Source organism: Burkholderia aenigmatica, from assembly GCF_048627025.1.
Lineage (GTDB): Bacteria > Pseudomonadota > Gammaproteobacteria > Burkholderiales > Burkholderiaceae > Burkholderia > Burkholderia aenigmatica.
On record NZ_CP184470.1, the window covers coordinates 112,138 to 126,665 of the forward strand.

Below are 14,528 nucleotides of genomic sequence, written 5' to 3' on the forward strand. Positions count from 1 at the left end.
GATTTCTCACTGCAACGATATCAATTCGACATGCTAAAGGAAGGGAAGACATGAAAGTGGAGTCGACGAGTAATCCAGGCAATGCGCTGTTTGACGAGGCATTCGAAACCTTGCCGCTTGACCAGGTGCGCCAGCATCAGGACAAACTGTGGTCCACCCAGTGGGACTACGTCCGTTCCATGTCGTCCTTCTATCGCACGAAGCTGTCGCGCTGGATCGACCGGGAAGTGACATTGGACTCGCTTCAAGACCTGCCCTTTACCGAGAAGGATGAGCTTCGGGTCAGCCAGGAGACGGCATCCCCGTTCGGTGACTACGTCGCATGCGGGGAGGCGAGCGTTGCCCGCCTTCATCGCACGTCCGGGACGACCGGGCGTCCGCTCATTCTTGCGAACAGTGCTTCCGACGCCCGCCGGATCGCCCACGTCGGTGCGCGTTCGATGTGGGCGGCCGGTTTGCGCCCGACGGACCGGGTGGTTCACTGCCTGAACTACTGCATGTGGACGGGGGGCTTTACGGATCACACGATCCTCGAGGCGACCGGCGCGACGGTCGTGCCCTTCGGTGTCGGCAACACGCGTGTGCTGATCGATTCCATCGTCAATCTCGGCATCAATGCGATTTCGTGCACCCCATCGTATCCGGGCCTCATCGAACAGATTCTGCGTGAGTCGGGCGGCCTGCGTCCTCGCGATCTGAAACTGACGTTGGGGCTGTTTGGTGGAGAGGCGGGGCTCGACAATCCGGACCTGCGAAACGCAATGGAAGAGAAGTGGGGCTTCAAGGTGCGTAATGCCAATTTCGGGCTGTCGGAGGTGCTGAGCATCCTGGGTGGTCAAACCGACTGGACCCACGATTTGCTGTATCACGCGAGTGACGTGGTGTTTGCGGAGATCGTCGACCCCGCGACGCTTGAACGCCTCCCGATCGCGGAGGGGACCGTCGGAGAACTCGTCTGTACGCACCTGCAGAAGGAATGTCAGCCACTCGTTCGGTACAGGACGCGAGACGTCGTGACCGTGACCGGTGTCGACCGGGGGCCGGACGGCCGGACGGCGTGGCGATTCCGGGTCACCGGCCGGACCGACGATATGTTCAACGTACGCGGCATCAATGTCTTCCCGAGTGCCGTTCGCGTTGCCGTCGAATCGGTGCCGCAATGGGCATCGGGCATCTTCAGGATCATCCTGAAGGGAGACGGCCCGTACGACCGGATCACGATGGCGGTGGAAGCGGCGCAGGGATTGCCGGCAGACAGCTGGGCACAGGCCAGGGAGCAGGTCGAGGCCGCGATTCGCACGAAGATCGGTTCGACGGCAGAAGTCACGATGGTGCCGTTCGAACATTTCCCGCGTACCGAAGGTAAAACGCGTTGGGTCGAAAAGGAGGCGTGATGCGCTACGCAAGAGTCGAGAAGTCGGGAGCCGTGTCGACGGTCGTGCTTGATCGCCCCGAGCGGTTGAACGCGATCAGCGGGGATTTGCTGGACGACCTCCATCAGGCATTGGTCGAGGTCAATGCCGATGAAGGGTGCAAGGTCATCGTGTTCACGGGCGAAGGTCGGGCATTCTGTGCCGGCGACGATCTCAAGGAATTTGGCAAGCAGACGGAAAGTGATGCGAGTATCCGCAGTCACGTCGAACGCATCCAGCAGATCACGCGCGATCTGATGTTCAATGGCAAGCCCGTGATCGGCGCCGTGCACGGCTTTGCCGTCGGCGGCGGGTTCGAGTGGCTGCTCAATTGCGATCTGGTCGTGGCTTCGGACGATCTGGTGTGCTTCTTTCCGGAAATGGCGTGGGGGCAGTTCGTCACGGGAGGGGTGACGCAACTCCTGCCTCAAAGCGTCGGCCATCAGCGCGCCATGGAGCTTTGGCTGCTGGGCGAGCGTCAGTCGGCCCAACAGTTGTATTCGCTCGGCCTCGTCAATCGGGTCGTCGAACCGGACAAGGTCCTTGAAACCGCACGGGAACTTGCGACGCGCGTTTCCGAACGCTCGGCATTTTCGGTATCGAGGCTGAAACGCCTGCTGACGACGGAGCTTTCTACTGATTTGAGCCGCAGTCTCGAGCTGGAACAGGTCGCAACCGTTGCAGCGTTTGCGACCCCCGAGGCCGCCAGACGCGTCCAGGCGTTTGCTACGAGGAAATGACCATGAATATTCAAGCATTGACGTTCGACTATTTCGGCACGCTGGTGGATGTCGACAAAGGTGGCATGGAAGGTATCGCCGAAGTCATGCGCATCCTCGGGGTCGACTCGCCCCGTTCCGTGTTCGATGTGTACCTCGACTGGGACATGCGCAACGTGCAGACCTATCGAGGGGGCGCGTACCGGAGCTATCGGGCGGTCGCACAGGACGCCTTGACGGCATGCATCGATACCCTCTTTCCGAAGGCGCTCGACGGTCACAACGTCGAAAAGCTCACGGACGTGCTGCTCACGCATCTGGTCGAGTCTTCGCCGCCGCATGAGGATGCCGTCGCGTTTCTCGACTGGGCAGGGTCCCGATATCCGCTGATGCCGATCACGAACATGGACAGCGACCTGTGGCGCCGAAGTCAGCTGGTGCGCTACTTCGAGCATGTCACCACCGCCGAAATGGCCAAGGCCTACAAGCCTTCTCACTTGATCTTCAGCCTGGCGCTGGACCGCCTCGGGCTGGATGCGCCGAACGTGTTGCACTGCTCGCTCGCGAGCTGGGCGGATGTCGATGGCGCGAAGCCGCTCGGCATGCACGTGGCATGGGTCAACCGCACCGGGGACACGCTCGGCCCGTGGCAGCCACGCCCCGATTTCGAGTTCAAGACGTTGTCGCCCGTTCGGGATGTCCTGGAACAGCTGCCGTCCAATGCTTCAGGGGAATCGAAATGAACCGCGTTACCTTGATGTTTGCAGTCGTCGCCGTCGGTGTGAATGCCACTGGCATGGCGTCGTATGCGCGTGCCGATACTATCGTCAAGATCGGTGCGGCCGGCCCCCTTACCGGAAGTTCGGCACAAAGCGGGAAGGACGATGAACGCGGCGTGCAGCTGGCCATCAACGAACTGAACGCCCGCAAGCTTGTCATCGGGGGCCAGCCGGTGAAGTTTCAGCTGGTGTCCGTCGACGATCAGGGCGACCCGAAGGTTGGTGTCAACGTCGCGCAAAAGCTCGTCGACGACGGCGTGGCCGCTGTCATCGGGCACTACAACTCGGGGGTCAGCATTCCGGCTGCGCGCATCTACAACGATGCGCACGTCGTGATGATCACGGGTGCATCGTCCAATCCACAGCTGACGAAGCTGGGATTTGCCTACGTCTACCGCCTCGCGACCAATGACAATGTCATGGGCGGCCGCATGGCGCACTATGCAGCCAACGTATTGAAGTTCAAGCGCGCGGCCGTGGTCGACGATCGGACCGCCTACGGCGCCGGGGTCGCGGACGTGTTCGTCAAGACGGCGGAGAAGGACGGAATGACCGTCGTGGCCCGTGAATACAGCACGGACAAGACGACGGACTTCAAGGGCATCCTGACGCACATCAAGGCGCGGAATCCGCAGGTGGTGTTCTACGGCGGCTACTACGCTCAAGCGGCGATGCTGGCACGCCAGATGGTGGATCTCGGCATCAATGCCGTGCTGGTGGGCGGCGACGGCATCTGTTCGCCGGAGTTCAGCAAGCTGTCGAACAACGCGCTCGACAACAAGATGTTTTGTGCGCAGGGCGGCGCGCCGCTCGACAGCCTGCCCGACGGCAAGCGCTTCCAGAGCACATTCAAAAGCACGTTTGGCGCGAACGTGGATACCTATGCGCCCGCCTTCTACGCTGCAACGCTGGTCGTAGCGGACGCCATGCAAAGGGCGAACTCGACGTCACCCGAAGCGTATTCGAAGGTGATGCGCCAGCAATCGTTCACGAGCATGCTCGGGCCGGTGAAGTTCGACGATCAGGGCGACTGGGTCGATGCGCCGGTGACCGTCTACAAGCTGTTGGGCGGCAATCTGACCCCTGTCGCCGCGCAGTAGCGAATCGACGTATCGCAGTATCGAAGCCGGTCTCCTGTCGGTGCCTTTGTAGCGCTTGGGCCGTCGCAAGACGGCCCATTTTTGGGTGCCGGGCCATCACCTTCGGGGCCGCGTCGGATCGGCGAAGCGACTTCTCAAAGCATAAGCAACCGAAACGGGCGTTAATTTTTTTAACGGAAAGATTCGTGTCGGGCCTTCCAGCACGGCCCTGCGACACCCGCTGGGCGGAACCGTCCCTCTGCCGATCAGCCTGGCATGGGTATTGCAGCGTTGGCTTGACCAAACAAGGAGATTACATGATCAGCTCTGGAGCAACGGCGACCCTGACGCGCCTGGTGGGGGTACAAGACCTGGCCTCGGCCTTCGGCAACGACTCGGATGAACAGTACCCGGATGTGATGTCAACGCCCGCGATGCTCGGGCTCATGGAGCGCGCATGCGCGGAAGTCATGCGAGGCGAACTCGACGGCGATCAGCTGTCGGTCGGCGTCACGACCCAACTGACGCACTCGGCACCCACCCCGGTCGGCGCTGAAGTGAGCGCCACGGCCAGCTTCCGGGGGCAGGAAGGGAACCTGTACGTATTCGACATCATCGCGCGCGATTCGAAAGGCCAGGTCGGAAGCGGCACGCATGCGCGCGCGATCGTCGACCGTGCGGCAATCGAGAAAAAGGCTGCGTCGCGCCGCTGATCGCCGTGATGGCTCGGGGCTTCGTCGGTTCCTGGAGCCCGAGGCGGTCCTGTATCACTGTCGTCAGTGGGCAGGATAGGCGACGGGCTTGTCAGCGCACGGCAGGACCAGCCGAGTGAGCCCGAAAGCGTTCGTATCAGGAAAGGCGGGGCGCGTGTTCGCGGCGTTGACCGGCGGCGGCATGCGCGTCGGTCATGGGGTGGGTACGGGGATCAACATGAAAGTTTATGCCGCTGGTAAGCTGGCCGGGCCTGCCACCGTTCTGCGAACGCTAATGAATGAGCGAAATCTCCGCGCGGCCGATCGATTGCGCGACCTGCGGTCAGCGATCGATACAACCAGCTGGCTCGATGCACGATGCGTCGCGGCGCATCGGTTCGGCGCTTATGTCCTTACGTTGAGCGATGAAGCGATCCCGCTCGAACCTGAGGATGACCATGCGAAAGCGTTGCCAGGCGTGTGTCGGGTCGATGTCGGGGCGCTGGATTTCGAGCGCTTGCTGAGCGTTGCCAGGGATTCGCTTCAGGAACGCGACGCGGTAACGGTCGACGTGCCTTCGGCCGGCGCGGCTGATCTTCACTGCGCCGCCACCCGTGTTTCGACCGGGCCGTCGACGGTCTATCTCTTCGTCTTGAAACCCCGCGCGAGTGACGCTCGGCCACTGCATGATCTGCTCGCGTTACTCAGCATAACCCTGAGCGTCTCACTGAGAAGTTACTTCGATCTCGTCGCCCACCAGACGCTGGTCGAGGAGCAGAGAGCAATCATCGACCACATTGGCGATGGCCTGATGGTGCTCGGTCAAGGCGGCGTCGTTCGACATGCGAGCACCGTGGCAGGACGCATTCTCGGGATTGACCCGGCGACCAGCATTGGTCGGCCGCTCGGCGATCTGATCGACTTCGAGCCCATCATCGCCCCGATCTTCACAACCGGCGTGGGATACGTGGACCGCGAGCTCATCATCGACTCACCTGCGCGCCATCTGCATCTGATCGACACGGCAATCCCGGTCAAGAACAGCTGCGGGCAGGTGGTGTCCGTCGTCAACACGTTCCGCGAGATCAAGCGCGTGCGCAGCATCGCGGGCAAGTATGCCGGCAACTACGCACGCTATACGTTCGAGAGCATCGTCGGGCAGAGCGACAGCCTTCTGGATGCAGTCAGCGCCGCCCGCAAAGCCGCACGCGGTGCGGCGAACCTGCTGCTCAGCGGCGAAAGCGGGGTGGGCAAGGAGGTTTTCGCGCAGGCGATTCATAACGCAAGCGCGCGTCAGGCCGAACCATTCATCGCGATCAACTGTGCTGCGCTTCCGCATGACCTGATCGAAAGCGAGCTGTTTGGACACGCACCGGGCAGTTTCACCGGGGCGACCAAAGAAGGGCGGCCGGGCAAATTCGAGTCCGCCGATGGCGGGACCGTTTTCCTTGACGAAATATCCGAGCTTCCCATCGATGTCCAGGCCAAGCTCCTTCGCGTGCTCCAGGAGCGGGAGGTGACAAGGCTCGGGGATACCAAGGGAATTCCGATCGATGTGAGAATCATCTGCGCGAGCAACCGGGACCTCGAGGCCATGGTGGCAGCGAAGGAGTTCAGAGAGGATCTGTACTATCGCTGCAACGTCATCGAGATCGCGATCCCTCCGTTGAGATCGCGCAAGGCGGACATCACGGCGACCGCGAACTTTTTCCTGAGCAAGTACGCGGCGCTGCTCAACAAGAAGATCTTTGGTTTCAGCAAGAAGGCGCTTGACCAGATGAACGCATACGCATGGCCCGGCAACGTGCGCGAACTGGAGAACCTCGTCGAACGAACGGTGAACCTGAGCGAGGAAGGCACCATCGACGACGTGTCGGCGCTATTGCGTCCATCCCGTGTCGTCGGCAGCGGCGCTGAACCGGCGTCGACGCCCGAGAGGCCGGACGCGCAGGGCAGACGAGGCGATCAGGTCGTCCAATCGCTGAAGGACGTCGAGCGAAACGCCATCAGTGAAGCGCTTGCCGCGTGTCGGTTCAATGTCACGCGGTGTGCCGCCATCCTCGAAATATCGAAGCCGGCGCTGTATGCGAAAGTGAAGCGATACAACATCAAGCTCGAGCGGCCATTGCATTAGCCAGGTGGGGTGACTGCCGACCCGACGGCGCGAGTCATTTCTGTCCGCCGCGCGAGGTTCGATCTTCCTGCCTCCGACATTGACGTCGTGGTAACAGCCCGGGCAGCGCCGGCGATCAACCGGGCGCGGCTTCCTGCGACGCATGTGCCGTCAGCGCGTCGATGGTGACGCGCAGGCGCGCGGTCATCCGCGTGGTCCTGGACCACAGCACATGAATGGGTAGCGGCGCCGGCTGCGCATCGGGCAGGACGACGGTCAGCCGTCCCGCCCGGATGTCGCGCTCGGCAAACCAGCCGGGCAACTGCGCCAGCCCCCGGCCTGCCAGCGCGGCATCCTTCACCGCCGCCAAGTCGCTCAGGCGCAGGCGCGCCAGTCGCGGCAGGTGGCGCGCCTGGCCCACTTGGCCCGCCTCGCCCGCAAACTGCCAGACTTCTTCCGTGCCGTTGCGCAAACGGGCGATGCAGTCGTGATCGCGCAGGTCGTCCAGGGTGCGGGGCGTGCCGCGCTGCGCCAGGTAGTCCGGGGCGGCGCACAGCCGCAGCGTCTGTTCGCCCAACGGGCGAGCGACGTGCGATGCGCTGTCGTCGAGCTGGCCAATGCGTACCGCGAGGTCGAAGTTTTCCTCAACCAGATCGGCGGCCCGGCTGGAGAATTGCACGTCGAGGTCGAGTGCCGGGTAGCGTTCGGCCAGCCCCATGAGAATCGGCAGGACACGCTCGCGCCCAAACAGCGTCGGCAGCGCGATCCGCACCCGGCCCGAAGGCAGCAGGCGTCGCTCGGTCAGCACCGACTCGGCCTGATCCAGCTCGGCCAGGGCGCGCAGGCAGCTTTCGTGGAAGGCGACGCCCTCATCGGTCAGCGACATGCGCCGCGTGGTGCGCAGGAACAGTCGCACGCCGAGGCGCTGCTCCAGGCGCGCCACGGACTTGCCGACACTGGAGGGCGACATGCCCATCTGGCGCGAGGCCACACTGAAACTGCCGCACTCCACGGCCTGGATGAAGGCGAGGATGCCCTGGAAACGATCGGAAAGCTGCATGGCTATTTGATAGTTAAAGTCTTTAATCTTGCTATTGAGTGTATCAATTCAATCTCTGATTTATTGATTAGCATGTCCTGCCTATCTGCACGCGCTGTCTGGCCGTGCTCTTTCAGGAGTGCTTTTCCATGTCTCGCTCGTCAAGCCGGCAACGCTGGCTGGCCCTGGCTGGCATTGCCATCGCCAGCTTCCTGGGCTGCATCGACTTCACCATCGTCAATACCGCGATCCCCGCCATCCAGTCGGCTTTTCACGCGGAAATCGACCAGGTGCAATGGGTCATCAGCGCCTTCGTCATGGCCCTGTCCAGTTGCACCATCGCGGTGGGGCAACTGGCCGACCGTCATGGCCGCCGCCGCGCGATGACCATCAGCATGGCGTCGTTCGGGGTCACCTCGCTGGGCGCCGGGCTGGCCTCGGACCTGACTGCGCTGGTGGCATGGCGGGCGGTGCAAGGCATGGCCTGCGCCGGGCTGTACACGGCGTCGGCGGCGCTGGTGGCGGAGATGTTTCCCGAGCAGGAGCGCGGCAAGGCGCTGGGCCTCCTGTTCAGCGTCAATGGTCTGGGCCTGGCCATCGGCCCGGTCCTGGGTGGCGTGCTGGTGGACGCGCTGGGCTGGCGCTGGATCTTCCTGGTCAACGTGCCGCTGATCGTGATCAGCTTTGCGCTGTGCCTGAGGCGGTTGCAGGCGGGCCCGGCGATGCCCGTGCGAACACGCTTCGACTGGCTCGGCATCGCGTTGCTGCTGGCGGTGTTGCCGTCCTGGCTGACCGCGTTGATACACGGCGCCGACTGGGGCTGGGGATCGCCCGCGACCTTGGGGCTGCTGGCGCTCGGCAGCGCGCTGACCTGCGTGCTGGCGTGGGTCGAGCGGCGTGCGCCGGTGCCGCTGCTGCGGCTGGCGCTGTTCGCGCAGGCGCGCTTTGCAGTCGCGGCCTGCGCGACGGCGGCGCTGGCGTTCTTCTACTGCGCCGCTTTCTTCCTGATGCCGCTCTACCTGGGCGAGTTACGCGGCCAGGACAGCGCCGCGACGGGCTGGTTGTTGTTGCCCACGACGGCCGTGATGGCGCTGATCGCGCCATTGGCCGGCCGCGGCAGCGACCGGTTCGGCACCGGGCCGGTGATGATGGCCGGCTTTGCCGCGCTGCTGCTATCGGCCCTGATGCAGTCGGCCTTTACCGCGACGACGGGCTGGCCGTGGGTGTTGGCCGCGTTCGCCTGCATGGGCATCGGCTGGGGCTGCGTGCTGGGGCCGTCGATGGCGGCTGCGCTGTCGGCACTGCCCGAAAACCTGGCCGGCACCGCGCTGGGCATGGCGACGACCGTGCACAACGTGGGCGGCTCGGTTGGACTGGCCGCCGCAACCGTGCTGTACCGGCTCGCCGCAGAGCACGGTGGCGGCTTTGTCGCCGGCTACCGTGGGGTCATGCTGTTGCTGGCACTGGTCTGCGTGGGGGCGCTGGCCGTGCTGGCGCTGGGCCGCCGCGCGTTGCATGTGCATCCCGCCCGTGCGGCCTCGAATGCTTGAGGGCTGTCGCCCGGTGTGCGGCGGGGCATCGCGTTGGGGCACGTCTCCTGCGTCGCGGGGAACCGCTGCGTGGCCGCCAACGGCAGGCAAGACCTGCCGCCAGCCAACAGGTATGGCAGACCGATCGCGGTGCCAGTAGACCCGCGGGTCTCCATCGAAGCGGAACAGCGGCACGAGCCCACGGCGGCAATCATCGCTTTCACGCGCGACGCATCTCGTGCCGTGCACGCCAACCCAAGGGGCACTCCCTTGGGCAGGTTGGCGGACAATCGCACAATTGGTGCCGTCGGTGCGAACGCAGACTCGTGTTTCACGATCGATAGTCTCACCACGCATCCGGCCGACTACGACCATATCAACGGGACGTGACGCATCAACAATTCGGTCAACTACGTGTCCAGCGTGTGCGACGGCTTTCAGTCGGCGACGCGACGGCGCGCCGCGTACCCGCACGACCCCTCGATCGACGAAGCCCATTCAAGGCGCGCCGACCGCAGACCGTCGCCTGCTGGCACGACGCGCCTCCTTCCTCTGTCGCAATCGTCAAGATTCGCGTCGCGTGCAGATAAAACCCTGCCGTTTCTCCCGCCGTTAACCCGTTCGCAGCCCATGCGCCACGTATTGCGACGCGGCGCGCGTCCTTCGTGATCCGGAATCCACATCCGCCGCTGGCCATGCACGGCCGGCGCAAGGGAACGTCATGCGAAAACAACTCACTATCCGTGGTGGTCTCGTCGCGACCATCGCCGGCTATACCGTGCTGCTCGTCCTGGTGGTCGGCGCGTGCATCGCGGCCCTCTATACGAGCAACGGTTCGCTCGAGGCGATGTACCGCGACGACACCGCGTCGCTGCTGCACCTGAAGACCAGTTCGGAGCGGATGCTCGTGCTGCGCGAACGCATGAGCGACGTCGCGCAGATCATCAGCGCCGGCCACTCGGGCAAGGAGGAGATCGCGAAACTCCGCACGCTCCTCAAGCAGAGCAACGACGAACTGGACGCCTATGCGGGCCTGCACGCGCGCAGCGCCGACGAGCAGGCGCTGTTCGACACGCTGCAGAATCGCCGTCGGGCGTTGCTTGACAGCGTGTTCCTGAAGGCGCTGTCGCAACTCGACGGCGATGACGGTTTCGGCTTCCTCGATACGCAGCGTACCGCGCCGGCCGCGCTGTTCGCGGCCTACCAGGAGGCGATCGATGCGCTCGAATCGTTCCAGGTGGCCCGCGAAAAGGCGCGCTACGATGCGGCCGGGGTTCATTTCCACCGAATCGTGTGGGGGATGGCGGCGGTGGCGGTCTTCGCACTCGTCGTCGGCTTCTTTGCGCAGCGCATGCTCGCGAAGGCGATCATCGAACCGATCAAGCTCGCGGTCGACCAGTTCGAGAAAATCTCGAGAGGCGACCTGACCGGAACGGTCGTCGTGCCCGGCGAGAACGAGATGGCCTATCTGCTGCATGCGTTGAAGCGGATGCAGGACGGCCTCGTCGGCACCGTGAACCAGGTGCGCGCGAGCACGGAGACGATCGTCGGTGACGTTCGCACGATCGCGAGCGGCAACGTCGACCTGTCCGAGCGTACCGAGCAGCAGGCCGTGTCGCTGCAACAGGCGGCGGCGAGCGTCGAGCAACTGACGGCGGCCGTGCGCCAGAACGCGGACAACGCGCGCGATGCCCGTACCTACGTCGAAGGTGCGGCGGGCATTGCGTCGCGCGGAGGGGAAGCGATGCAGCGCGTCGTCGAGACGATGTCGGCGATTTCGCACAGCTCCGCGCGGATCTCCGGGATCGTCGGCGTGATCGAGAGCATCGCGTTCCAGACCAACATCCTTGCCTTGAACGCGGCCGTCGAAGCCGCGCGCGCAGGCGAGCAGGGGCGCGGCTTCGCGGTCGTCGCGACCGAGGTGCGCGGGCTCGCGCAGCGCTGCGCGTCGGCGGCGAAGGAAATCCGCGAGCTGATCGGCAATTCCGCGCGGCGTGTCGAAGACGGCAGCGGCCTCGTCACACTGGCTGGCTCGGCAATGGCCGAACTCGTCGCGGCGGTCGAGCGCGTCAATACGATCATGAGCGAAACCAGCCATGCGTTCGAAGAGCAATCGTCGGGCATCGAGCAGGTGAACACGGCGGTCATCCAGATGGAGCAGACGATGCAGCGCAATGCCGCGCTGGTCGAGGAAGCCGCGGCCGCGGCGCTGTCGCTCGACGAACAAGGCGCGCGGCTCAGCGCGGCGGTCGCGCAGTTCCGTTTGCGTGACGAGGCGGTTGCGTGATGCACGGATGCGGGTGATCGGAGCCGGATCGTCGAGCCGGGCGCGCGGCCCACGAGATGTGGCCGTCGTCGAAGCGGCGCATTTCGGGTGCGGACATCCCGATTGCCTGTATCGATGCAAACCATGCACCAGTCCGGTGAAGGGTGACACGCGGACGATCGTCGAGCCCGGTGCGAAGTGGTTGGCGTGCAGTGCCCGCGAGGCGGCGACGGCGTCGCCGCGGCGCTTGTCGGCAAGGGCGGCAGCGCAATCGCGCCAAGGTTCTCCACAGGGTTATGCACGGAAATTGTGGATAACTCGAGGGGGTGTGAAGGGCCGCCGACGGTCCCTGAAATGGCACGTCGCCATGCGACATCGCGCGCCGCGAATTGCTTTGCTGAAAAGATCGTTTCGTGGCTGTCGCGGAAGGGAATAGCATCAAACCCCCTCTCCCTTGGCCACCGCATGCGCGGCCAATCATTGCGACCGTACCGGCCCGACCATGACGACACTGAACGACTATCTCGAACAGAAGCGCGACGCCTGGCTCGCGAAAAAGGACGCCGCCCGCAGCAATCCGGATTTCAAGGCGACCCCGCTGAAAGCAAACGTGCGCGCGCTGGGCCGCAGCGGCGTGCGGGAGATCCGCATTCGCGATTTCCAGGTGATCAGCGACAGTCCGCCTGATTTCGCGGGCTACAACCTCGGGCCGGCGTCGCCGGAGTTGCAGCTCGGCGTGCTGGGCAGCTGCCTGACGCACATCACGTTGATTCAGGCCGCGGAGCGCGGGCTGAAGATCGACTCGATCGAGGTCGAAGTGACCGGCGACCAGCATCCGCTCGCGCAGCAACCGGGTTTCGAGCATGTGCCGGTGTTCCCGCACAACCTGCGCTATACGCTCGATATCGTGTCGCCCGAACCGCCGGAGTCGATTCGCGCACTTCATCAGGCGGTCGAGGCCGTGTGCCCGATCTTCAACCTGTTGAGACTGCCGCAGACGATCGACGGCGAGTTGCGGCATACGCACGTTTGAAGTGCCCCGGTGCGTTGCAGCATGTCACGTCGCTGCGGCGTGAGCGGGCACGCGCGATTCCCGCGCACCCTGTTGGGGCCTCGATGTGACGGAGATGCTTGTCACACTGGTACGACACGGCGGATGCGTCGTCCCGGCGCCGACCACGTGCCGGATCGGGGCCGGGAGACGCCGGTGACGAATCAGCCGGCGCGGATTCCGGAGGTGGGATAGCCACGCGGCTGGCGCTTCGCGTCGTCGGCACGATCCTGAAAATGCTGAAACGCATCCAGCAGCCGCGCGCGCAGCACGGCCAGCGTCGGGTCGCGCCGATCGCGCGGCCGGGCGACCTCGACGTGGATCGTGTCGTCGATACGGCCCGGGTTGGGTGCGAGCATCAGCACGCGATCGCCCAGATACAGTGCTTCGTCCAGATCGTGCGTGACGACGATCGCGGCCATCCGATGCCGGGCCACGACATCGAGCAGCAGCGTCTGCAACCGCATCCGGGTCATCGCATCGACCGCGCTGAACGGTTCGTCGAGCAGCAGCAGGTCGGGCTCGCCGAACAGCCCACGCGCGATCGCCGCACGCTGGGCCATCCCGCCCGACAACGTGGCCGGAAGTTGCCGGGCGACGCCGGCCAGGCCGACTTCGTCGAGCAGCCGGGCGACGGCCGGCTCGCGGCCGCCGCGCGGGCCGGCCGCAAAGCCGACGTTGTCCGCGATCGATAGCCACGGCAGCAGCCGCGGCTCCTGAAAGATCACGCCGACGCGCGGGGACGGGCCGTCGAGCGCGATGCCACCTACCGTCACGCTGCCGCGGAAATCCGTGTCGAGCCCGGCGACGATCCGCAGCAGCGTGCTTTTCCCGCAACCGCTCGGGCCGACCACGCAGACGATCTCGCCGCGCGCGACCTGCAACGGAACGTCGGCGAGGATCGTGCGATCGCCGTAGAGCTTGCGAACGATGCGCAGGTCGAGCAGCGGGGTAGCGGCGCCCGCCGTCGTGTGCGCGGAAGGGGGCGTGCTCATGTCGACACCTTGCTTGAGTGGTCGAACGCGTCGCGCCAACCGAGCCAGTGCGACTCGATGCGGGCCATCGCGCCGTCGGTCAGCTTGCCGAGCAACGCCAGCAACAGGATTGCACCGAACACGAGATCGGGGCGCCCGGTTTCCCGGCCGTCGCTCAACAGGAAGCCGAGGCCGCGCGTGGCCGCGATCAGCTCCGCAGCGACCATGAACATCCACGCGAGACTGAGGCCGGTGCGCAAGCCGGTGACGATCTGCGGCAGCGCGGCCGGCAGCAGGATGCGCCGGAACAGCGCGAGCGGGCCGAGCCGGTACACCGCGCCAAGCTCGACGAGCTTGCGGTCGACGTCGCGAATACCGGCGACCACCGCGAGGTGGACCGGGAAGAAGGCGCCGATCGCGATCAACGTGATCTTCGGCGCTTCATCGATGCCGAGCCACAGCAACAGCACCGGCACCCACGCGAGCGACGGAATCGCGCGCAGCGCCTGGAACGTCGGCTCGAGCAGCGCGTCGAGCCGGCGGCTCAGGCCCATCGCCGCGCCGACGACGAGCGCGAGTGTGGCGCCGGCGGCAAAGCCCGCCGCGACCCGCAGCGTACTCGCGCCGACATGGCGTGCCACGCGCGTGATGCCCATGTGGACGAGCGTGTCGAGAATCTCGCTCGGCGCCGGGACCAGATGATCCGGCAGCCAGCCCTGCCGCACGACGACCTCCAGCAACGCGAGCACCGCGAACGGCAGCGCGAGGCCCGCGATCCGCCATCGGCGAAGCGGATCGCGCCGGCCGGCGCGTGGCGAAGCGGGGCGGCGACGCGCGAGTGCGGTATCTCGGGCAGCGGTGTCGGTCATGGTCGG

The 14,528-nt window shown here is 65.0% G+C and carries 12 protein-coding genes; 9 read left to right on the forward strand and 3 right to left on the reverse strand.

Going from position 1 to position 14,528, the window contains the following annotated elements; translation table 11 throughout:
* Positions 1-50 precede the first annotated feature (50 nt).
* From ACN8ZM_RS32890 to ACN8ZM_RS32915, 6 genes are all read left to right on the forward strand, one after another.
* A complete protein-coding gene (locus tag ACN8ZM_RS32890) occupies positions 51-1,394 on the forward strand; it encodes a phenylacetate--CoA ligase family protein (protein ID WP_420213074.1) in 1,344 nt (447 codons plus the stop codon).
* Positions 1,394-2,152, forward strand: a complete 759-nt coding sequence (locus tag ACN8ZM_RS32895; protein ID WP_205821390.1) for an enoyl-CoA hydratase/isomerase family protein — start codon at positions 1,394-1,396, stop codon at positions 2,150-2,152. Before ACN8ZM_RS32890 ends, ACN8ZM_RS32895 begins: the two co-directional genes overlap by 1 nt.
* Before the next feature lie 2 nt (positions 2,153-2,154).
* Entirely contained in the window at positions 2,155-2,874 is a 720-nt protein-coding gene (locus ACN8ZM_RS32900; protein ID WP_043184250.1) for an HAD family hydrolase, read from the forward strand.
* A complete protein-coding gene (locus ACN8ZM_RS32905; protein WP_089454484.1) occupies positions 2,871-4,010 on the forward strand; it encodes a branched-chain amino acid ABC transporter substrate-binding protein in 1,140 nt (379 codons plus the stop codon). Before ACN8ZM_RS32900 ends, ACN8ZM_RS32905 begins: the two co-directional genes overlap by 4 nt.
* A gap of 275 nt (positions 4,011-4,285) precedes the next feature.
* Positions 4,286-4,702, forward strand: coding sequence for a thioesterase family protein (locus ACN8ZM_RS32910; protein ID WP_420213075.1), 417 nt, complete (start codon positions 4,286-4,288; stop codon positions 4,700-4,702).
* Between the two features lie 115 nt (positions 4,703-4,817).
* Complete coding sequence (locus ACN8ZM_RS32915; protein ID WP_420213076.1) at positions 4,818-6,815, forward strand: sigma-54 interaction domain-containing protein; 1,998 nt, start codon at positions 4,818-4,820, stop codon at positions 6,813-6,815.
* 115 nt (positions 6,816-6,930) lie between these two features.
* Here ACN8ZM_RS32915 and ACN8ZM_RS32920 read toward each other — a convergent pair whose 3' ends face one another.
* Entirely contained in the window at positions 6,931-7,854 is a 924-nt protein-coding gene (locus tag ACN8ZM_RS32920) for a LysR substrate-binding domain-containing protein (RefSeq protein ID WP_420213077.1), read from the reverse strand.
* 128 nt (positions 7,855-7,982) lie between these two features.
* Here ACN8ZM_RS32920 and ACN8ZM_RS32925 point away from each other — a divergent pair, with 128 nt between their 5' ends.
* The 3 genes from ACN8ZM_RS32925 to ACN8ZM_RS32935 all read left to right on the forward strand — a co-directional run bounded on the left by ACN8ZM_RS32925 (position 7,983) and on the right by ACN8ZM_RS32935 (position 12,661).
* Positions 7,983-9,383 carry a DHA2 family efflux MFS transporter permease subunit gene (locus ACN8ZM_RS32925; RefSeq protein ID WP_420213078.1) on the forward strand — a complete coding sequence of 467 codons (1,401 nt, stop codon included), beginning with the start codon at positions 7,983-7,985 and terminating at the stop codon, positions 9,381-9,383.
* Positions 9,384-10,083: 700 nt separating this feature from the next.
* On the forward strand, positions 10,084-11,649 hold the full coding sequence (locus tag ACN8ZM_RS32930) for a methyl-accepting chemotaxis protein (protein ID WP_420213079.1): 1,566 nt from the start codon (positions 10,084-10,086) through the stop codon (positions 11,647-11,649).
* 481 nt (positions 11,650-12,130) lie between these two features.
* The gene (locus tag ACN8ZM_RS32935) at positions 12,131-12,661 is read left to right on the forward strand and encodes an OsmC family protein (protein WP_175020762.1); all 531 of its coding nucleotides are present in this window, start codon (positions 12,131-12,133) and stop codon (positions 12,659-12,661) included.
* A 182-nt stretch (positions 12,662-12,843) separates the two neighbouring features.
* Here ACN8ZM_RS32935 and ACN8ZM_RS32940 read toward each other — a convergent pair whose 3' ends face one another.
* Complete coding sequence (locus ACN8ZM_RS32940; RefSeq protein ID WP_420213080.1) at positions 12,844-13,674, reverse strand: ABC transporter ATP-binding protein; 831 nt, start codon at positions 13,672-13,674, stop codon at positions 12,844-12,846.
* Positions 13,671-14,522: an ABC transporter permease gene (locus ACN8ZM_RS32945; protein WP_420213081.1), complete on the reverse strand. Its 852-nt coding sequence runs from the start codon at positions 14,520-14,522 to the stop codon at positions 13,671-13,673. Before ACN8ZM_RS32945 ends, ACN8ZM_RS32940 begins: the two co-directional genes overlap by 4 nt.
* Positions 14,523-14,528: the final 6 nt, after the last annotated feature.

What these genes read in the sequence shown, in the direction of transcription:
- ACN8ZM_RS32890 (WP_420213074.1), top strand. Translation starts at nt 51, where the DNA reads ATGAAAGTGGAGTCGACGAGTAATCCAGGCAATGCGCTGTTTGACGAG.
- ACN8ZM_RS32920 (WP_420213077.1), bottom strand. Translation starts at nt 7,854, where the DNA reads ATGCAGCTTTCCGATCGTTTCCAGGGCATCCTCGCCTTCATCCAGGCC.
- ACN8ZM_RS32925 (WP_420213078.1), top strand. Translation starts at nt 7,983, where the DNA reads ATGTCTCGCTCGTCAAGCCGGCAACGCTGGCTGGCCCTGGCTGGCATT.
- ACN8ZM_RS32905 (WP_089454484.1), top strand. Translation starts at nt 2,871, where the DNA reads ATGAACCGCGTTACCTTGATGTTTGCAGTCGTCGCCGTCGGTGTGAAT.
- ACN8ZM_RS32900 (WP_043184250.1), top strand. Translation starts at nt 2,155, where the DNA reads ATGAATATTCAAGCATTGACGTTCGACTATTTCGGCACGCTGGTGGAT.
- ACN8ZM_RS32935 (WP_175020762.1), top strand. Translation starts at nt 12,131, where the DNA reads ATGACGACACTGAACGACTATCTCGAACAGAAGCGCGACGCCTGGCTC.
- ACN8ZM_RS32945 (WP_420213081.1), bottom strand. Translation starts at nt 14,522, where the DNA reads ATGACCGACACCGCTGCCCGAGATACCGCACTCGCGCGTCGCCGCCCC.
- ACN8ZM_RS32940 (WP_420213080.1), bottom strand. Translation starts at nt 13,674, where the DNA reads ATGAGCACGCCCCCTTCCGCGCACACGACGGCGGGCGCCGCTACCCCG.
- ACN8ZM_RS32930 (WP_420213079.1), top strand. Translation starts at nt 10,084, where the DNA reads ATGCGAAAACAACTCACTATCCGTGGTGGTCTCGTCGCGACCATCGCC.
- ACN8ZM_RS32895 (WP_205821390.1), top strand. Translation starts at nt 1,394, where the DNA reads ATGCGCTACGCAAGAGTCGAGAAGTCGGGAGCCGTGTCGACGGTCGTG.